The 19,639-nt window shown below is 72.7% G+C and carries 17 protein-coding genes; 4 read left to right on the forward strand and 13 right to left on the reverse strand.

Annotated elements, in window-relative coordinates:
- Positions 1-34 precede the first annotated feature (34 nt).
- Positions 35-1,942: a long-chain fatty acid--CoA ligase gene (locus tag BIU98_RS11975; protein ID WP_071276133.1), complete on the forward strand. Its 1,908-nt coding sequence runs from the start codon at positions 35-37 to the stop codon at positions 1,940-1,942.
- 232 nt (positions 1,943-2,174) lie between these two features.
- Here BIU98_RS11975 and BIU98_RS19985 read toward each other — a convergent pair whose 3' ends face one another.
- The 4 genes from BIU98_RS19985 to BIU98_RS11990 form a co-directional block, all read right to left on the reverse strand.
- Positions 2,175-2,306, reverse strand: a complete 132-nt coding sequence (locus BIU98_RS19985; RefSeq protein WP_302847968.1) for a hypothetical protein — start codon at positions 2,304-2,306, stop codon at positions 2,175-2,177.
- A 203-nt stretch (positions 2,307-2,509) separates the two neighbouring features.
- On the reverse strand, positions 2,510-4,021 hold the full coding sequence (locus BIU98_RS11980) for a hypothetical protein (protein ID WP_139200682.1): 1,512 nt from the start codon (positions 4,019-4,021) through the stop codon (positions 2,510-2,512).
- 115 nt (positions 4,022-4,136) lie between these two features.
- On the reverse strand, positions 4,137-4,631 hold the full coding sequence (gene def / locus BIU98_RS11985) for a peptide deformylase (RefSeq protein ID WP_071276137.1): 495 nt from the start codon (positions 4,629-4,631) through the stop codon (positions 4,137-4,139).
- A 1-nt stretch (position 4,632) separates the two neighbouring features.
- Positions 4,633-8,046: a pyruvate carboxylase gene (locus tag BIU98_RS11990; protein ID WP_071276139.1), complete on the reverse strand. Its 3,414-nt coding sequence runs from the start codon at positions 8,044-8,046 to the stop codon at positions 4,633-4,635.
- A gap of 60 nt (positions 8,047-8,106) precedes the next feature.
- On the opposite strand from BIU98_RS11990, the gene BIU98_RS11995 reads away from it, so the two are divergent.
- Positions 8,107-8,919 (forward strand): ParA family protein, encoded by an 813-nt coding sequence (locus BIU98_RS11995; protein WP_071276141.1) that lies wholly within the window; start codon positions 8,107-8,109, stop codon positions 8,917-8,919.
- Positions 8,920-9,682: 763 nt separating this feature from the next.
- On the opposite strand, the gene BIU98_RS12000 is transcribed toward BIU98_RS11995, so the two are convergent.
- From BIU98_RS12000 to BIU98_RS12020, 5 genes are all read right to left on the reverse strand, one after another.
- Complete coding sequence (locus BIU98_RS12000; protein WP_071276143.1) at positions 9,683-10,243, reverse strand: MerR family transcriptional regulator; 561 nt, start codon at positions 10,241-10,243, stop codon at positions 9,683-9,685.
- 169 nt (positions 10,244-10,412) lie between these two features.
- Positions 10,413-11,117, reverse strand: a complete 705-nt coding sequence (locus BIU98_RS12005; RefSeq protein WP_071276145.1) for a MerR family transcriptional regulator — start codon at positions 11,115-11,117, stop codon at positions 10,413-10,415.
- On the reverse strand, positions 11,117-11,596 hold the full coding sequence (locus tag BIU98_RS12010; protein ID WP_071276147.1) for an FHA domain-containing protein: 480 nt from the start codon (positions 11,594-11,596) through the stop codon (positions 11,117-11,119). Before BIU98_RS12010 ends, BIU98_RS12005 begins: the two co-directional genes overlap by 1 nt.
- Before the next feature lie 112 nt (positions 11,597-11,708).
- On the reverse strand, positions 11,709-12,680 hold the full coding sequence (locus BIU98_RS12015) for an iron chelate uptake ABC transporter family permease subunit (protein WP_254787877.1): 972 nt from the start codon (positions 12,678-12,680) through the stop codon (positions 11,709-11,711).
- Between the two features lie 38 nt (positions 12,681-12,718).
- Positions 12,719-13,753, reverse strand: coding sequence for an iron ABC transporter permease (locus BIU98_RS12020; RefSeq protein WP_083393195.1), 1,035 nt, complete (start codon positions 13,751-13,753; stop codon positions 12,719-12,721).
- Positions 13,754-13,911: 158 nt separating this feature from the next.
- On the opposite strand from BIU98_RS12020, the gene BIU98_RS12025 reads away from it, so the two are divergent.
- A complete protein-coding gene (locus BIU98_RS12025) occupies positions 13,912-15,471 on the forward strand; it encodes a S1C family serine protease (protein WP_254787879.1) in 1,560 nt (519 codons plus the stop codon).
- On the opposite strand, the gene BIU98_RS12030 is transcribed toward BIU98_RS12025, so the two are convergent.
- Both BIU98_RS12030 and BIU98_RS12035 read right to left on the reverse strand, forming a co-directional pair.
- Positions 15,468-16,649: a hypothetical protein gene (locus BIU98_RS12030; RefSeq protein ID WP_071276151.1), complete on the reverse strand. Its 1,182-nt coding sequence runs from the start codon at positions 16,647-16,649 to the stop codon at positions 15,468-15,470. The two genes, BIU98_RS12025 and BIU98_RS12030, sit on opposite strands and share 4 nt — an antisense overlap.
- A 190-nt stretch (positions 16,650-16,839) precedes the next feature.
- Complete coding sequence (locus tag BIU98_RS12035) at positions 16,840-17,100, reverse strand: hypothetical protein (protein ID WP_254787881.1); 261 nt, start codon at positions 17,098-17,100, stop codon at positions 16,840-16,842.
- Between the two features lie 184 nt (positions 17,101-17,284).
- On the opposite strand from BIU98_RS12035, the gene BIU98_RS12040 reads away from it, so the two are divergent.
- Positions 17,285-17,647 (forward strand): RNA-binding S4 domain-containing protein, encoded by a 363-nt coding sequence (locus BIU98_RS12040; RefSeq protein ID WP_071276153.1) that lies wholly within the window; start codon positions 17,285-17,287, stop codon positions 17,645-17,647.
- Between the two features lie 16 nt (positions 17,648-17,663).
- On the opposite strand, the gene BIU98_RS12045 is transcribed toward BIU98_RS12040, so the two are convergent.
- On the reverse strand, positions 17,664-18,614 hold the full coding sequence (locus tag BIU98_RS12045; protein ID WP_071276155.1) for a DnaJ domain-containing protein: 951 nt from the start codon (positions 18,612-18,614) through the stop codon (positions 17,664-17,666).
- Between the two features lie 116 nt (positions 18,615-18,730).
- Positions 18,731-19,477 carry an aminoglycoside phosphotransferase family protein gene (locus BIU98_RS12050; RefSeq protein ID WP_071276157.1) on the reverse strand — a complete coding sequence of 249 codons (747 nt, stop codon included), beginning with the start codon at positions 19,475-19,477 and terminating at the stop codon, positions 18,731-18,733.
- Positions 19,478-19,639: the final 162 nt, after the last annotated feature.

A 19,639-nucleotide genomic window follows, 5' to 3' on the forward strand; every position in this document is an offset into this window, starting at 1 on the left:
GACACAGGACCACACGTCCGGGCCCGCAGCGCCGGTGCGGTCATCCGAGCCCGCCGCGCCGGTCCGGTCATCCGGGCCCGCCGCGCCGGTCCGTGCAACCGGTCCTGCCGCGGTCCGCGCATCCGGTCCCGCCGCGCCGGACCACGGCTCCGCAGCGCGACTGCTCGCCGACCGGGCGCGTCGCACCCCGGACCGGCCGATCCTGGCCGAGCGCCACGGTGACACGTGGACCACCATCCGCGCGGACGAGGTCCTCCGCCGGGTCCGCGGGATCGCGAAGGGGTTCGTCGCCGCCGGCCTGGAGCCCGGCGCACACGTGGCGATCCTCTGCCGGACCCGGATGGAGTGGACGCTCGTCGACTTCGCGATCTGGACCGCCGGGCTGGTGTCCGTGCCCGTCTACGAGACGAGCTCCCCCGACCAGGTCCGGCACGTCCTCGGTGACTCGGAGTCCGTGGCGATCGTCGTCGAGCAGGAGGAGCACGCCAGGCGGGTCGCCGGCATCGCGCCGGACCTGCCGCACCTCGGGCAGCACTGGACCATCGACGGCGGCGGCCTCGACGACCTGACCCGGCTCGGCGAGGACGTCACCGACGACGACCTCGACGCCAGGACCGCGACCGTGCACGGCCGCGACGACGCCACCATCATCTACACCTCGGGCACGACCGGTCGGCCGAAGGGCTGCGTGCTCCGCCACGACAACTTCACCGCGACGGTGGAGGGCTCGACCGACGCCATGTCCGAGATCGTCGCGGGCGATGCCTCGACCCTGCTCTTCATCCCGCTCGCCCACGTGTTCGCGCGCTTCATCGCCGTGATGAGCATCTCGGCCGGCACCCTCGTCGGGCACGAACCCGACACGAAGGACCTGATGCGCGCGGTGTCGACGTTCCAGCCGACGTTCCTGCTCGCCGTGCCCCGGGTCTTCGAGAAGATCTACAACTCGGCCGAGCAGAAGGCCGACCTCGCCGGACGGGGCCGCGTGTTCCGGGCAGCAGCCGCCACCGCCGTCGCGCACTCCGAGGCCGTGGCTGCCGGTCGGGTCCCGCTCGGGCTGGCACTGCGCTTCCGCCTGTTCGACCGGCTCGTGTACGCCAAGCTCCGGAGCGCCATCGGCGGCCGGGTCCGGTACGCGATCAGCGGGTCGGCACCGCTCTCCCCCCGGCTGTCGCACTTCTTCCGCTCCATCGGCGTCCTGATCCTGGAGGGCTACGGCCTGACGGAGACCACCGCGCCCGCGACCGTCAACCGCGCCGACGAGCTCCGCATCGGCTCCGTCGGCCGCGCGTTGCCCGGCGTGGAGATCCGCATCGCCGACGACCAGGAGATCCTGATCCGCGGTGTGGACGTCTTCGACCGCTACTGGCACGACACCGAGGCGACGGAGCGCGCCTTCGCCGACGGGTGGTTCCGCACGGGCGACCTCGGCCACCTGGACGGCGACGGCGTGCTCACGGTGACGGGCCGCGCCAAGGAGCTCATCGTCACGGCGAGCGGCAAGAACGTCGCGCCGGCCCCGCTCGAGGACGGCATCCGCGAGCACCCCCTGGTGGGACAGGTCGTCGTCGTGGGCGAGGGCAAGCCGTTCATCGCGGCCCTCGTCACGCTCGACCGCGACATGCTCCCCGGCTGGTGCGAGTCGCGCGGCATCGCGCCGGCGCTGTCCGCGCACGAGGCCGCCTACGACGAGCGCGTGCTCCACGCGGTGCAGGAGGCCGTCGACGCTGCGAACGGACGGGTCTCGCGGGCCGAGTCGGTCCGGTCGTTCACGATCATCGACACCGAGCTGTCCGAGGCCTCCGGGCACCTCACCCCGAAGCTCACGATCAAGCGGTCGGTCGTCATGAAGGACTTCGCCGCGGACGTCGAGCACATCTACTCAGGGTCGAAGGTGCAGACCACGGCGACGCCGGTGGTCGAGGGCCGCCGGCGGCGGTGAGCCGACGGGTCCCGGTGCCGGGGCACTGAGGCAGTTCGACACGCCGGAGGCCCGGTGCCGGTCTCGTGGGCCGGCACCGGGCCTCCGGCGTGGTGCGGTAGTGCTGTGGTGCGGTAGTGCGTTGGTGCGGCTGGTTCCTCGGGTGTCCGCTGCCTGGCCGGGGGTGTCGGTCCGGCAGCGGATCCTGCGGGTGACGGTCGACGTCGTCGTCGCTGACCCGCGCCCCCGAGAGTCAGGCGGAGGCGGGTTCCTGGGCCTGTTCGGGCTCGAGGACCGCGGTGGCAGCAGTCGACGCGGGGAGCGTCTCGGGTCGCCGGTTGGTGCGGGTGCGGTGCGAGCTGAGCTCGTCGGAGTGGAGTGTCATCGTGCGTCCTGGAGGTGGGAGACCGTGTCGGTGGGAAGTCCGACCGGGACACGGTACCGCTTCGTCCGGACATGACGACAATCCCGCGTTGGGGTGTCACACGAATGCGGCACAGACGAGGCAGCGTCATGTCGGCACGGGCCCCAGGAGACGACGAACGCGGCACACCGTGAGGCGTGCCGCGTTCGTCGTTCGTGCTGGTGTCAGCGACGCATGGCGACGACCACGGGCGACTTGGCGGTCGCGGTGGCAACGCCCGGGTGCGTGACGGCGACCCGCACGCGGTACTTGGACTGCGACAGTCCGGCGACGGAGAAGCGCACCGAGTTCGAGCCCTTCTTCACGGCGACGTTCTTGGCGATCGTGTGCCAGGAGCTCGTGCCCGTGCGGGCGACGGACACGGTGGCCGTGGTCCCCGACACCCAGGCGCCGTCGTGGAACTTCACCGTCGTGCTGCCGTAGGCGACCGGGTCGGCACGCAGGTGCAGGGAGCGGAGGTGCCAGGTCAGCGCGCCCGGGTCCTCGTTCGGGTCGAAGCGCAGCTGGGAGACCGTGCGACCGGCCCACCCGAGCTTCGGGGAGAGGGCGTCCTCGTCGAGGTCGTTCTGCGCGTTGAGGTCGAGGTTCACCTCTCGAGCATTGACGCCGGAGTACGTCAGGATGTCGTTCCCGATCTGCGGCACCGTCGAGCTCGGGTCCCACCAGATCAGGCGCGCCATCTTGCCGCCGCCGGGGGTCGCGGCGAGGGAGTAGGGGCCGTCGTACGTGTACTCGAACGCGAGGTTGTGGTACGTGCTGGCGTCGAACCGGGACACCGGCAGGGACAGCTGCGAGTCGCCGGGGTACTGCCCCGAGTTCCGCGCCGTCATGCCCGCGTTGTTGTACCCGAGGATCGTCGCGTACTTGATGCCGATGCCCTGCGCGGCAGCCGGGCTCGTGAACACCCACGGCGTGCCGCGCTGCTTCGTGGCGAGGTCGACGCCCTGCGACGCGTTCGGGGAGTCCACGACGGGACGGGGTCGGCGTGCCACGACGGTGTCGCCGTAGGTCCCGGGCGGGTACGCGGCGTGGTCGCCACCGGCACCGCGGAGTCGGGTCCAGTCGATGAGCGCCGTGCCGGACTTGCCGGCCGGCAGCACCACCGGGTCGAGTCGCAGTGCCACGATCTTGCCGGAGAACGGCCGCTTGCCCTGGAGCGTGGACGCCTTCGAGAGCGAGATGTCGTAGACCTGGTTGCCCGGGGTGACGGGGAAGGTGACGCCACCGCCGCACTCCGAGGTCTTCTCACGGCACGTCCACCAGTAGACCGCGCCGATCTGCCGGGTGAAGGGCTGGTCCATCTTGAACGACAGCCGCTTGTAGCGGGAGGCGTCGATCGGCTGCGAGGCGCCGTCGCGGCCGTACGGCAGGCTGCCACTGACCGTCTGGACGAGCGACACGTGGTCACCCGAGCGCAGGGCGACCCGGAGCTTGCCGTTGCTGATGGCCGCCGAGGTGCCCACCTCGTCGGTGTTCTGGTCCTCCGCGTTGGAGTAGTCCCACGGGTCGCCGTAGACCTCGGACGCGAAGTCCGGCGACTCGACCTGCTGCTTGGTGGCCGCCTGAGCCGGCTGCGCTGCCGGTACGACGCTGATGGTGGTGCCGACGAGTGCGACGAACGCCGCCGCCACCGCGATGGACGTGACTCGTCGTCGCGTCCCTGGAGTCCTGTGCATGCTGTGTCCCCTGCCCCTGGTCGGCCCGGAAGTGACCCGGACGCGGCAACCGTACACAGCGCCACCGACATCGGCATGCCCGCGTCCGGGGGCTGCACAGCGCGACGGGGGCCTGCTAGTGGAACCACTCCTGTGCGCGGACGTCGCGGAGCGCCTGGCGGCGGGTCTCCGGCTCGAGGGTCATCACGTAGACGGTGCCGTCGAGGTGGTCGGTCTCGTGCTGGAGCGCCTCGGCCATCAGCCCGGTGCCCTCGACCTCGACCGGGTTGCCGTCGACGTCGACCCCGCGCACCTTGGCGTAGGGGTACCGCTTCGTCGGGTAGGCGAGCCCGGGGACGGACAGGCAGCCCTCGTCCATGAACTCGGGTTCTCCCGAGACCTCGACGAGCTCGGGGTTGAGGACGTAGCCGACCTCGCCGTCGACGTTGTACGAGAACGCCCGCAGGCCGACACCGATCTGCGGCGCTGCCACCCCCGCGCGGCCGGGCTCCTTGACGGTGTCGATGAGGTCCTGCACGAGCTCGCGGACACCGTCGGCGCCGATGCGCACCGGGTCCGAGGGCGAACGGAGGACAGGGTCGCCGAACAGGCGGATGGGACGGACGGTCACGTTACTGCAGCACCACCAGGAGGTCGCCGGCGTCCACCTGCTGGGTCACCGGGATCGCGAGTCGGCCGACGGTGCCCGCAACGGGCGCCGTGATGGCCGCTTCCATCTTCATCGCCTCGATGCTCGCGACGGCCTGCCCGACCGTCACGACGTCACCGACGGCGACCTTGAGCGTCACGACGCCGGAGAACGGCGCCGCGACCTGTTGCGGGTCGGTCCGGTCCGCCTTCTCGGCGGCCTTCGTCTCGACCTGGATCGAGCGGTCGCGGACGTACACCGGACGGAGCTGCCCGTTCAGCGTCGCCATGACCGTGCGCATGCCCCGGTCGTCGGCCTCGCCGATGGCCTCGAGCCCCACGTGCAGGTCCACGCCCTTGCCGAGGGACACGACGTGCTCCTCGCCGGGACGGAGCCCGTAGAGGTAGTCGACCGTCGAGACGACGGAGAGGTCGCCGTACTCGTCGCGCACCTGCTGGAACTGCCGGGTGGGCTGTTCGAACAGCAGGCGGTTGAGGGCACTGCGGCGGTCCGACCCCGGGGTGTCCAGGTGCACGCGCTCGTGCTCGGGCACCTGGGTGATCTCGAGCGAGACCGTCCGGCCCGCGAGCACCTTCGTGCGGAACGGCTCCGGCCAACCACCGGGCAGCTCACCGAGCTCCCCCGCCATGAAGCCGATGACCGAGTCCGGGATGTCGTACTTCTGCGGGTTCTGCTCGAAGTCGACCGGGTCGGCGTCGACCGCCGCGAGCTGCAGCGCGAGGTCGCCGACGACCTTCGACGACGGCGTCACCTTGGTCGGGCGCCCGAGGATCCGGTTCGCCTCGGCGTACCAGTCCTCGACCTGCTCGAAGCGGTCACCGAGCCCGAGGGAGATGGCCTGCTGGCGGAGGTTCGAGAGCTGCCCGCCGGGGATCTCGTGCTTGTAGACGCGACCGGTCGGCCCGGCGAGCCCGGACTCGAACGGCGCGTACGCCCGCCGCACCGCTTCCCAGTACGGCTCGAGGTCGCCGACGGCGTCGAGCGAGATGCCGGTGTCGCGCTCGGTGTGCGCCAGGGCCGCGACGAGTGCCGACATGCTCGGCTGGCTCGTCGTGCCGGCCATCGGCGCGGCGGCGACGTCGACGGCGTCCGCGCCGGCGCGGGCCGCGGCGAGGAGCGTCGCGAGCTGACCACCGGCGGTGTCGTGGGTGTGCACGTGGACGGGCTGGTCGAAGCGCTCGCGCAGCGCGCTGACGAGCTTCTCGGCGGCGCTCGCGCGGAGGAGCCCGGCCATGTCCTTGATGCCGATGACGTGCGCACCGGCCTCGACCATCTGCTCGGCGAGCCGGAGGTAGTAGTCGAGCGTGTAGAGGTCCTCCGCCGGGTCCAGCAGGTCGCCGGAGTAGCAGAGCGCGGCCTCGGCGACGGCCGTGTCGGTGGCGAGCACGGCCTCCAGGGCGGGTCGGAGGGCGCGCACGTCGTTCAGCGCGTCGAAGACCCGGAAGACGTCGACGCCGGTGGCGGCGGCCTCGGCGACGAACGCGTCGGTGACCTCGGTCGGGTACGGGGTGTAGCCGACCGTGTTCCGGCCGCGCAGCAGCATCTGGATCGGGATGTTCGGCATCGCCTCGCGCAGCGAGGCCAGGCGCTCCCACGGGTCCTCACCGAGGAAGCGGAGTGCGACGTCGTAGGTCGCGCCGCCCCAGGCCTCGGCGCTCAGCAGCTGTGGCGTGAGCCGCGCGACGTACGGCGCGACCGCGACGAGGTCCTTGCTGCGGACCCGCGTGGCGAGGAGAGACTGGTGCGCGTCGCGCATCGTGGTCTCGGTGACCGCCAGCGCGGTCTGCGCACGGAGGGCCTTCGCCCACTCGGCCGGACCGAGCAGCCGCAGGCGGTCGCGCTGACCCTCGGACACGGGCGTGGACAGGTCGATGCCGGTGGGGAGCTTGGCGGCCGGGTCCACGACGTGCGCCGCGGGCGTGCCGTTCGGCTTGTTCACCGTGACGTCCGCCAGCCAGTTCAGGACCTTCGTGCCGCGGTCCTTCGACACGTGGCCGCCGAGCAGCTGCGGACGCTCGCCGATGAACGCGGTGGAGACGTCGCCGCGGGCGAAGTCGGGGTCCTCGAGCACGGCCTGCAGGAACGGGATGTTCGTGCTGACGCCGCGGATGCGGAACTCCGCCAGGGCCCGACGCGCGCGGGCGACGGCGCTCGGGAAGTTGCGGCCGCGGCACGTCATCTTCGCGAGCATGGAGTCGAAGTGCGGGCTGATCTGCGCGCCCGTGGCGACCGTGCCGCCGTCGAGGCGGACGCCGGCACCGCCGGGGCTGCGGTAGGTGGTGATGCGCCCGGTGTCCGGACGGAAGCCCTGGGTCGGGTCCTCGGTCGTGATGCGGGTCTGCAGGGCGGCGCCGTGGACGACGACGGTGTCCTGGGACAGGCCGAGGTCGGCGAGGGTCTCCCCCGCCGCGATCCGCATCTGCGACTGCACGAGGTCGACGTCCGTGACCTCTTCGGTCACGGTGTGCTCGACCTGGATGCGCGGGTTCATCTCGATGAAGACGTGCTGCCCGGCGCGCTCGCCCACGGTGTCGAGCAGGAACTCGACCGTGCCGGCGTTGACGTACCCGATCGACCGGGCGAAGGCCACGGCGTCGCGGTGCAGCGCGCTCGCGATCGCGGGTTCGAGGTTCGGCGCCGGGGCGATCTCGACGACCTTCTGGTTGCGGCGCTGCACGGAGCAGTCCCGCTCGAACAGGTGGATCGTGCCGGCGTCCGTGCCCGTGGCGTCGGCCAGGATCTGGACCTCGATGTGCCGCGGGCGGAGCACGGCCTGCTCGAGGAACATCGTCGGGTCGCCGAAGGCACTGTCGGCCTCCCGCATCGCCTCTTCCAACGCGGGACGGAGTTCCTCCGGCGTCTCGACGCGCCGCATGCCACGGCCGCCACCGCCGGCGACGGCCTTCGCGAACACCGGGAAGCCGACCGCTTCCGCCCCGGCGACGAGCTCGTCGACGTCGCGGCTGGCCGGCGTGCTCGCGAGCACGGGGACCCCCGCCGCGATCGCGTGTTCCTTCGCGGTGACCTTGTTGCCCGCCATCTCGAGCACGTGCTGCCCCGGGCCGATGAACGTGATGCCGGCAGCTGCGGCGGCCGCAGCCAGGTCCGGGTTCTCGGAGAGGAAGCCGTAGCCGGGGTAGATCGCGTCGGCGCCGGACTCGCGCGCGACCCGCACGATCTCCGCGACGTCGAGGTACGCCCGGACCGGGTGGCCGCGCTCTCCGATCAGGTAGGCCTCGTCGGCCTTGAGGCGGTGCAACGAGTTGCGGTCCTCGTACGGGTAGACAGCGACAGTGCGGGCACCGAGTTCGTACGCCGCGCGGAAGGCACGGATCGCGATCTCGCCACGGTTGGCGACCAGGATCTTGCGGAACACGCGGGCCCTTTCAGCACTGGGTCAGGTGCGACCACCCTACTGGCGGTAACGTTGCTCAACGTGCATGTACTCAGCGTGAGCTCTCTCAAGGGCGGTGTCGGCAAGACGACGGTCACACTCGGTCTGACCTCCGCCGCGTTCGCCAAGGGTCTGCGAACGCTGGTGGTGGATCTGGACCCGCAGTCCGACGTCTCCACCGGCCTCGACATCAACATCGCCGGCCACCTCAACGTGGCCGACGTCCTCGAGAACCCGAAGGAGAAGATCGTCCGCCAGGCCATCGCGCCGTCCGGCTGGACCAAGGGTTCCCAGGGCAAGATCGACGTCATGGTCGGCTCCCCGTCGGCCATCAACTTCGACGGGCCGCACCCGTCGATCCGTGACATCTGGAAGCTCGAGGAAGCGCTCGCCAACGTCGAGCAGGACTACGAGCTCGTCCTCATCGACTGCGCCCCCTCGCTGAACGCCCTGACCCGCACCGCGTGGGCAGCGTCCGACCGCGTCACCGTGGTCACCGAGCCCGGTCTGTTCTCCGTGGCCGCCGCCGACCGTGCCCTCCGCGCGATCGAGGAGATCCGCCGCGGACTCTCCCCGCGCCTGCAGCCCCTCGGCATCATCGTGAACCGCGCCCGGGTGCAGTCGCTCGAGCACCAGTTCCGCATCAAGGAGCTCCGCGACATGTTCGGGCCGCTCGTGCTCTCCCCGCAGCTGCCCGAGCGGACCTCGCTCCAGCAGGCCCAGGGTGCCGCGAAGCCCCTGCACGCGTGGCCCGGCGAGTCCGCACAGGAGATGGCCCGCAACTTCGACCAGCTGCTCGAGCGGATCATGCGCACGGGCAAGATCGGCCCGTACGCCGACGGCGCCCCCGTCTGACGCACGGACTTCCGCACTGAGCACGCACCCTGGGTCGCCGATCCGGGGTGCGTTCGTGTGTGGGGGCGTCCGCGGGCCGAGCGGTCAGGACTCCCCGCTCACGTTCGGCGAGGGGTCACGAAGCGTCGGTTCGGGCTCGCTCCACCGACGCTTCCCGACCGGTGGGCGATGTGCACGCGGGGTGTCGTGATCACTCGGCGGGCTGGGTGGGGCGGGACGGGTGCCCATCGGCCCGCTGAGATCGCACTTCGTGTCGGGTCGGCGTCGGTGGAGGCGACGGCGACACCGAGTGCGATCTCACCGAGGGATCTCGCCAGAGCGCGGAGACCGGTCACGTCCGTCGACCGGGCGGCGGGTCCGGTCACTACCGCCGGCCGGGAGGCTCGTCCGGCGCCCGCCACGCCGTGGCCGTCGGCGTGTGGTCGGCCGGGCACCGTCGCGAGCGGTCAGGACTCCCCGCTCACGTCCGGCGAGGGGTCACGGAGCGTCGGCTCAGGCTTCGCTCCAGCGACGCTTCCCGACCGGTGGGCGACGTGCACGCGGGGTGTCGTGACCACTCGGCGGGGCCGCGGGCCGGTCGCAGGGTCGCAGGGCCGCAGGGCCGCGGGGCCGCGGGCACCCCTCGGCGCTGAACGGCACGGTGAGCTCGCAGTCCGTGTCGGGTCGGCGCCGTACGAGGCGACGCGGAGTGCGACTTCAGCGCCAGGTCCAGGTCCAGGGCGGACACGCGCGCCAGGGCGCGCGGGGCGGGAACCCGTCCGGGTCAGGAAGCGCGGGAAGCGCGGCGCGCGGCGAGTTCGTCGGAGGGGTCGGCCGCGGGCGTCGCGTCGAGCTCGACGAGGGAGGACTCCACCTCGCGCAGGACCTTGCCGACCGCGATGCCGAAGACGCCCTGCCCGCGGGAGACCAGGTCGATGACCTCGTCGTCCGAGGTACACAGGTACACCGAGGCGCCGTCGGACATCAGCGTCGTCTGGGCGAGGTCGGAGACGCCGGACTCGCGGAGCTGGTTGACGGCCGTGCGGATCTGCTGGAGGGAGATGCCGGTGTCGAGCAGGCGCTTGACGAGCTTGAGGACGAGGATGTCGCGGAAGCCGTAGAGGCGCTGCGACCCGGACCCGGCAGCGCCTCGGATCGTGGGCTGCACGAGTTCGGTGCGGGCCCAGTAGTCGAGCTGGCGGTAGCTGATGCCGGCGGCCTTGGCGGCGACGGTGCCGCGGTAGCCGTTCTGCTCGTCGTGCTCGGGGAGTCCGTCGGTGAACAGCAACCCGAGGTCGTACCGCGTCGTGTCAGACGGGGTACCGGGGGTGTCGTTCCCACTCATTGGACTGCCTTCCACGACGATCGAGCCCTCACCCGAAGGTTCAACGACGGGTTGAGAGTTGTTCCGAGGTCCACGGTAGCGACTCCGACCGGTCCGACGCGGGACATCCGACTCGGCGCGTCCGGCGTGTCGAGGATACGCCTGCGCACCGACGCTCCACCAGCACCGCTCACGCGTCCATCCGCCCGATCGCGGCGCGGATGAGGTTCGAGCGGATGACCTCGAGGTGCCCGGCGATCTCCCGCGCGAGCTCGGACGCCTTGGCCCGGGACGTGGCGTCACCACGGCGTGAGACGGGCATGAGCGCGGACTCGATGAGCCCGACCTCGCGCTCCGCGGTGCTGCGGAAGGTCCGGAGGTGCCGCGGCTCGATGCCGGTGCGCTGCAGCTCGACGAGGGCCTTGAGCACGACGACCGAGTCCTCGCCGAAGGTCTCGGACGCCGGCAGGAGCGACGCGGACACAGCGTCGGCGACGAGCATCGGAGACGCCTGGGCCGCACGGACGAGGTCGTCCCGCGTGTAGCGCTTCTCACGGCCGAGGATCGAGGGCCGAGGACCGTCGCCACCACCGGGGAGCGCGGGCTGCCGACCGGCGTCGAGGTCGGCGAGGTACTCCTTGATGACCTTCAGCGGCAGGTAGTGGTCACGCTGCAGGCCGAGCACCACGCGGAGCCGGTCGACGTCAGCGGGTGAGAACTTCCGGTACCCGCTGGCGGTGCGGACCGGCATGACGAGCTCGCGTTCCTCGAGGAAGCGGAGCTTGGAGCTCGACAGGTCGGGGAACTCCGGCTTGAGCCGGGCGAGGACCTGTCCGATCGTCAACAGGTCCGCGGCCGGCGAACCCGACCGCACTGCGGCCGAGCGCGCGGCCACTACGCGTTCGCCAGGCGCGCCAGGTCGACCCGGGACGCGTAGAACGTCAGGCGGAACTTGCCGACCTGCACCTCGGCGCCGTCGGTGAGCGGTGCTTCGTCGATGCGGACACCGTCGAAGTAGGTGCCGTTGAGCGAGCCGTTGTCCTTGACCGTGAACGAGGTGCCGTTCCGGAGGAACTGCGCGTGCTTCCGGGAGACGGTGACGTCGTCCAGGAAGATGTCGGCGTCGGGGTGTCGGCCGGTCGTGGTGACGTCGGAGTCGAGCAGGAAGCGCGCTCCGACGTTGGGGCCGCGGCGGACGACGAGCAACGCCGAACCGGACGGCAACGCGGTGATGGCGTCACGTTCTTCGGGTGAGACACCGGACTCGGGCGTCAGGGACGCGCCGAACTCCATGCTGAAGGTCAGCGTCGTGTCGACCAGCCGCTGCTCCGGGGCGCGCTGTCCCTCTGGCTGCGGGACCACTGGATCTGGCATCGGTGGACCTCCTCCTCTTGGCAGTCAAGCGTATCGGAAACGAGCGGCCCGTCGAGAGCCCCGTGGACGAGTGACACGACCTGTCCGCGGGGAGCGGACAGGTCCGCGCCGATCAGCGGGACCGCGCGAGCAGCCAGAGCAGGTAAGGCGCACCGACGACCCCGGTCACGACACCGACCGGCAGCGTGGTTCCGGGGAGGGCGAACTGCGCGACGAGGTCGCTCGCGAGCACGATCACCGCGCCGACCGCTGCGGCCGGTCCGAGCGCCACACGACCACCGCCGACGAGCCGACGTGCGATCGGTGCCGCCATCAGCGCGACGAAGGACACGGGCCCGGCGGTCGCCACGGCCGCAGCGGTCAGACACACGGCGGTCAGGAGCAGGAGCACCTTGGCCCGGTTCGGTCGGAGCCCGAGCGACGACGCGACCTCGTCCCCGAGCGTCAGGACGGTCAGCCGCGGCGACTGCACGAGGGCCGCGACCACGAGCACCGCGAACGCGATCGCCAGCACGCCGACGATGCCCGGGTCCACGGCGTTCAGGCTGCCGGAGAGCCAGAGCAGCGCCGTGCCCGCCTGCTGGACGGTGCCGCTCGTGAGCATCCACCCGGTGACGCTGACCGACATCGCCGCGACACCGATGCCGACGAGCACGACGCGGTTGCCGGTGATGCCGCGGCGCCAGGCGAGGCCGGCGATGAGGGCCGACACGACGACCGCCCCGACGAGCACGGTCCAGAAGAGCCCGATGCCGGAGACGCCGAACAGCACGATCGCGGTCAGGCCCGACGCACTCGCGCCCGAGGTGATGCCGATGACGTCGGGACTGGCGATGGGGTTCCGGACGACGCTCTGCACGATGCCGCCCGCGACGCCGAGACTCGCCCCCACCAGGAGCGCCGCCGCGACCCGGGGTCCGCGCAGCTGCCCGATGACGAAGTCCGACACGGTGTCGCCGTGGCCGACGAGCGCCGCCACGACCTGGCCGGGCGCGAGCGGGATGTCGCCGACGCCGAGCCCGACGAGCACCAGTGCCACGAGCACGACCACGACGACCCCGAGCACGACGAGCTCACGTCGCACCCCCGTCACCCGTCGCCGCGTGGGGCGTCCCGTCGTCGTCACAGGCCCCGCACCGCCTTCGAGCGGACGAGCGCGATGAACACGGGTGCCCCGATGAGCGCGGTCACGATGCCGACCTGCAGCTCCCCCGGGTACGCGACGACCCGGCCGATGACGTCGGCGACGAGCAGCAGGGCCGGTGCGACGATCGCGGACAGGAGGATCGTCCACCGGTGGTCGGGTCCGCTCAGCCGCCGGACGGCGTGGGGCACGGCAAGCCCGATGAACGCGACCGGACCGGCCGCGGCGACCGCCGACCCGGCCAGCAGCACGGTGACGAGTCCGCCGACCGCGCGGACGAGCACCACGCGCTGCCCGAGCGACGCCGCCAGCTCGTCCCCGAGGGCGAGGGTGTTCAGGGAACGCCCGAGGGCGAACGCGATGCCGAGCCCGACGAGCACCGGGACCGTGATCGCGCCGGCAGCCCCGAGGTCCTTGCCCGCGAGGGCGCCGACCTGCCAGAACCGCAGCTGGTCGAGGAGGCTCTGGCTCGTCACGAGCACCGCCGTGGTGATCGAGGCGAGGGCGGCCGCCACGACGGACCCGGAGAGCGCCAGGCCCACCGGGGTGAGTCCGCGCCGCGCGACCGAGGCGATGCCGTAGACGAGGAGCGCCGCCAGCGCCGCCCCGACGAAGGCGAACGGCAGGTAGGCCGCGGTGCCGCTGATCCCGAAGAGCGCGATGCCGGCGACCACCGCGAGCGCCGCCCCGGAGTTGATGCCGAGCACGCTGGGGTCGGCGAGCGGGTTGCGGGTGACGCCCTGCATCACGGCACCGGCGACGCCGAGGGCCGAGCCCGCGAGCAGGCCCACGACGGTGCGCGGCACGCGGTTGCCGAGCACGATCAGCCCGATCTCGTCGTCGCGACCAGGATGCGTGACGGCGTCGAACACCGCCGCGAGCGGGATCGGCCGCGACCCGAACGCGATGCTCAGGGCGACCGCGACGACGAGCACGACGACCGCCAGCACGGTCGCGCCGACGAGTCGTGGCACGGAACTGGGCGCGGGCGGGGCGGGGGACGGAGAGCGCATGGGAGGTGAGGCAACCCTAACCCGGTCGGCTCCCTCGGTGATCGCCGAGGGAGTCGTGAGCGCACGCAGTGCTCGTTCATAGGCTCCCCATGGGAACCGGGCCTGTACTCGATCCATCGACACCCGACCGGGGAGTCGAGAGCGACCGGAGAGCACCGATGAACGAGAACCAGAACCCCGACGCCGAACCGGGCACCACGCCGATCGACGCGCAGGCCGGCGCGCCCCGCGCCTCGTGGGACGCACCGCACGCCGACCGGTCGACGCTCCGACCCGCCTACGCCTTCGACGGCTCGGGCCCCTACCTCTACGGCCCGGACGGCTCCGGCCCGTACGCCTACACGCACGACGGCCACGGCCCGTACCTGATCGGCAGCCCGGCCCTCGCCGGCACGGCCACCTGGTCGCACGCCGCGCAGCACGGCACGCCGTACGGCGCCGCACACCCCGCCGACACGACCGGCTGGAGCGGTGCGTTCGGGGCTCGTCCGGGCACGTCGAAGCGCCGCCGCCTCGGGCTGATGATCGGCTCCGGTGTCGCGGCCCTCGCGATCGTCGGGGCAGCCGGCGGCACCGCACTCGGACTGTCCTCGCACGGCACGCGGACCACGTCGAGCCAGTCGCAGGGCTCCACGACCCTGCCCGGCACCGGCACCGGCAGCGGGTCCGGCACCGGCACCGACGGCAGCGGCACGAACGGCTTCACCGTCCCGGGCGACGGAACGGGCGGCGGAACGGGCAGCGGCACCGACGGCAGCGGCACCGGCAGCGGGTCGGGCAGCAGCACCGGCACCCAGTCCCCCGCCACGGCCGCGACCGCCGCCCAGAAGAAGGGCGTCGTCACGATCAACACGATCCTGAACTACGACGCCGCCTCGCAGGCCGCCGGCACCGGGATGGTCCTGACGTCCGACGGCACGATCCTGACGAACAACCACGTCATCCAGGGCGCGACGAGCATCAGCGTCACCGACGAGACCACCGGCAAGGAGTACGACGCCGAGGTCGTCGGCGCCGACGCCACGAACGACGTCGCCGTCCTCAAGCTCAAGGACGCCTCCGGGCTGAGCACGGTCTCGCTCGACGACGACGGGGGTGCGAAGACGGGCGACACCGTCACCGACGTCGGCAACGCGGAGGGCACCGGCAACCTGGTCGCCGCCGAGGGCACCGTCACGGCGACGGACCAGGACATCCAGGTGCAGAGCGAGTCCGGCACCGGGACCGAGTCCCTCACCGGGCTCATCCAGGTGGCGGCCGACATCGTCTCCGGCGACTCGGGTGGCCCGGTCCTCGACAGCGAGGGCGAGGTCGTCGGCATGGCGACCGCCGCCTCGTCCGGCAGCTCGGACGTCACCGGGTTCGCGATCCCGATCGCCACCGCGAAGTCGATCGCCCAGAAGATCCTGGCGGGCGACGCAACCGGCACGATCACGATCGGGCTCCCGGCGTTCCTCGGGGTGCAGGTGAGCGGGACGGCCACCACGGGTGGCGTCGCGGTCGCGGGCACCGTCGAGGGCTCCGGTGCCGCCGCGGCCGGGCTGGCCGCCGGGGACACCATCACCTCGGTCGACGGCACGACCGTGACGAGCTCCGACGAACTGACGAAGGTCATCCAGTCGAAGTCGGTGGGCGACGAGGTGTCGGTCGCCTACACAGACACCACGGGCGCGGCAAGCACCGTCACCGTGACCCTGACCGCAGGCCCCGCCGCCTAGGGAGTGAGGAACGCCCGTACGACCGATCGGTACACGTTGGCCGGCGACTCCGCAGCGAACGCGGAGGCGCCGGCCTCCGTGCGTCCGACGCGTGCGAAGCCGATGCCCTCCGCGTGCACGATCGTCACCGGGGTCGGCCTCCCCGGCCGACGGAGGTACGAGACCGTCCACGGCGCGGCCCAGAACCGTGCCAGCCGCGGGTCGGCCTCGGCGACGGCGCTCGGCAGCTCAGGCGCGTCGTCCCCACCGGCGAGCCGCCGGTCGAGCAGGTCGGCTCGGAGCGACCCCGTGCGGAACGGGAAGGTCCACGTCGGGCGCACGCCGAGCCTCCCGGCCGTCAGCGCCACCACGCGCTGCGGCGCGAGCCGCGTGAGGACCGCACCCGTGTCGTCCGGTGCGTCGACGACGGTGCGGGACCAGGCCTGGAGGCTCGACACGCGTCCGTCGGGCCGGTGCTGTTCCAGCACGGTCGGCTGGGTCTCCGCGACCCACGGCTCGAGGAGTGCCTGTGTGCCGGCGGGGAGCGTGCCGAAGCGTCCGACGAGGCCCGCGTCCACGAGTTCGCGGCCGCCAGGGGTGCGGAGGAGCGTCGGGTTCCACCGTCGGCCGGCGAGGCTCTGCAGGGTGGCGAGGGCCTCTGGTGAGAGTCGGGGGCCGCTGACCACGGTCTGGGCGAGGGGCGCCGGGAGCGGTTCGAGGTCGCGGGTGGCGCCGGTCGTGACCGGGCCGACGGCGCGGACGGAGTCGAGGACGGCGAACACGAGGTCGTCGGTGTCGGCGAGGCGGGCGAGGGGGCGTTCGACCGTCACGTCGACGCGGTGCCGGCCGGTGACGAAGAGCAGGTGCGCGCCGATGATGTCGCCGGGGCCGTCGTCCTCCTCGGCGCTGGCGTCGGGGCGGACGTACTCGACCAGGCGGGCTGGGGCGCCGACGGTGGTCCAGACGTCGCAGCCGACCAGGAGCAGGCCGTCGACGGAGCCGGGCAGGCGGTCGAGCAGGGAGGCGTTCTCGTCACCGATGGAGCGGTCGCTCGGGCGGGAGCGCACGGTGACGACGACGTCGTCGCCCACCACGCGGAGGTCCGCCTGCGCCGTGTCCGCGCGCTGCCAGGAGTCGGGGCGGCGGAGGACGACGCGTGCGGTGCGGTCCTCGGTGCCGAGCGGGACGGGGACTGCCATGGGCGCAAGGCTACGACGGGGCGGGTGTGGCGGCGGCGGCGGCTCGCCGTGTGGCGCGGCGGCGCGGGTGTTGCACGTGGTGCGAGGTTGCGCACCCCGTGCGGCGGAACAGGCTCGCACGGGGTGGTCGAGCTCGCACGGGCTGAGCGACCGAGCACCGTGCGGGGTGCGGAGCGCCGGACTGGGACGGTCAGCGTGGACGTCGCGGGCGGGGCGCCGGGGGCGGTGGGACGCGCTTGGCGGCGACGACGTCCTCGAGGGCGACGTCGACGAGGCCCCGGCGGGTGTCCACCGTGACGGAGTCCGACGTCCGTGCGACGAGGTCCCCGAGGGCGTCGCGCGCTCCCCCGGCGTCGTGCGCCCGGATGACGACCCGCTCCCCGAGCTCCGCGTCCCGCAGCAGCCCGAGTGCCAGTGCCCGCGCCATGCCCGCCTGCTCGTCCGTGCTCACCCGGGAAGCGTACGGGCTGCCCCACGCCGAGCGAGCGGCATCGAGGGAGCAGAAGACGTCGGATGGGGTCTGCGCACCCGACGTCTTCTGCTCCCTCGATGGGCGGGCGGGTGGGGCGGGGCGGATGGGCGGACGGGGCAGGCTGGCGGAGCGGGCACGAGGGACGCGCGCCTAGGGTGGGGGCATGGACAAGGCCCGGGTGGACAGCTGGATCTGGGCGGTCCGGATCACCAAGACCCGGTCCGCCGCGACGACCGCGTGCAAGGCCGGGCACGTGAAGGTGAACGGCGAGCGGGCGAAACCGTCGCAGCCGGTGGGCCCCGGGGACGAGGTCCGCGTGCGTCAGGCCGGCTTCGACCGGATCGTGGTCGTGAAGAGCCTCATCCTCAAGCGCGTCGGCGCGACCGAGGCGGCGAAGCACCTCGACGACCTGACGCCGGCCCGCCTGCCGAAGGAGGAAGCGGGCTTCGTCCCGATGCGCGAGCGCGGCGCCGGACGCCCGAGCAAGCGGGAGCGCCGCGACCTCGAGAAGCTCCGCGGGTACTAGGCGAGCACAGACCCCGTCAGACGAACCGGACGGTCTGCTGCAGCCGGTCGCGGACGTCGAACACGTCGACTGCGCCCTCGGGCGACCAGATGCCGTTGAGCACCTGCCCGAGCGCACTGCGCCGCACGACGAACGCCGTGGGCTTCCGCTGCGGGCCGACGAGCTGCACGTCGGTGTCGACCGCGGAGTCCGGCACGACGAGGATCCGCCCCGTGAACCGCACCCGCGTCTGCTTCTGCACGGCACGCGCGGCGCGCACGAGCTCCTTCACGGGACGCTCCCCCGGCTCGAGCGTCTCGCCGACGATCTCGCCGTGCTCGACGCGGACGGGTCCGCCCCAGTCGATGGACTCGAGGGCCCACAGCCCGCTCGGCATGAGCACGACGTGGTCGAGCTTGCCCTCGGCCCCGGCGTCGAGGTCGTGCCAGACGGTGACGCCGATGCCCATGTCGGCGACGATCGCGGCGGTCGACTCCTCGGCGAGGGCCTCCCCGAGCAGGCGGCGGATGTACCGCGGCGCCGACCGGATGAGCGACGGGTCGTAGGGGTCCTCGATCGGGTCGCCGAGTCCGACCCACTCGCGCTCGGCCGCGAGGAAGACCTCACGCGACCGACCGCCGGGGTGTCCGTGGGACCGGGCCCGGGGGCGGGAGTCGCGCCGCGCTGCGGGCGGTGCGTAGGCGTCGCGACCCGACCCGGGCCTCCCGGCCGACGCCGACCACGCGGACGAGCCGGAGGGCGCGGACGAGGGCCGGGACCCACCGGCGTCGTAGGCGCGACGGGCCGCCGGCGTGCCGACGCGCTCCCACGCGACCTGGACCTGCCGGAACCGCACGGCGTCGCCACCGAGGTCGGGGTGGGTCTCGCGGGCTGCGCGCCGGTAGGCGCGGCGTAGTTCCTCGTCGTCGGCGCTCGCGGCGACGCCGAGGACTTCGTAGGGGGTGGCGTCGGCCGGGCTGTCCGTCATGGCTCGCGGTACGTTACCGGAGCGAGCGCGAGCACCAGCCGTGTGCGCGCTGAACGGCGGCCGGGAGGCCCGTGGGGCGTCGTGCCTGCCGGCCGCGGTCCGTCAGGTGGCGCGGCTCACGCCACCGCGGCGGCGATCTCGTCGAGGTGGTCCTCGAGGTAGGCGACGTCGGCGCGGTACAGGTCGGCGTGCCCGTGCTGCAGGTCGCTGATGAACTTCGGGTTGCCGGCGGCCGCCTCGGTCTCCATGAGCGTCACGAGGGCGACGAGCGAGGACACCATCGTCTCGGCGACCCGGCTCCTGGACACGTCGTCGAGCCCGTACGCCCGGCAGAACTCGGCGGCGCGGGCCAGGCGGGCCTCGAGCGTCGGGGCGGCCCGGCCCTCGTCCAGGCCGGTCGTGAACGGCGCGAACCGGTACACCGCGCTGGCGACGTCCCAGACGCGGGGGCCCGGGTGCGCGGTGTCGAAGTCGATCAGGCCGACGGCCGCGATGCCGTCGTACACGCAGTTGTACGGGGCGAAGTCACCGTGGACGACGGTCTCGACGGGTGCCCGGTGTGCCTGGGACCAGACGTCGACGGTGTCGTCGAGCGGGAAGGTCGCCGCGGCGTCGTGGTAGTGCCGGAGCATGCGGGCGCTGGTGACGAGGGCGGCCTCGCTCGCGACGTCCTCGGTCCACGGGTACTCGCCGGCGACACCGGGGACGAACGACACGGTCTCGAGCGTGTCCCCGAGGGCGATGGGCTCCGGCGCCGCGACGAACCCCTGCTCGTGCAGGTGGGCGAGGAGCCGGTGGACGGTGGGCGTCCAGGGGCCGGCCGGCCGGTGGACCCGGTCGTCGGCCTTCGTGATGCGCTCCATGGGCGTCTCCTGTCGCGGTCGTCTCCGTTGACGTGCCTTCGTCGTCGCGGTCGTCGTGCTGGCCGCAGTGGCGTGCAGGTCAGCGTAGCGGTCACCGGCGCTGTTGGCGCGATCCATCCGCACACGTGCGCTTGTCGGCCCGGGCGCGGGGCGGCCCGGTCG

Source organism: Curtobacterium sp. MMLR14_010, assembly GCF_001865015.1.
Lineage (GTDB): Bacteria > Actinomycetota > Actinomycetes > Actinomycetales > Microbacteriaceae > Curtobacterium.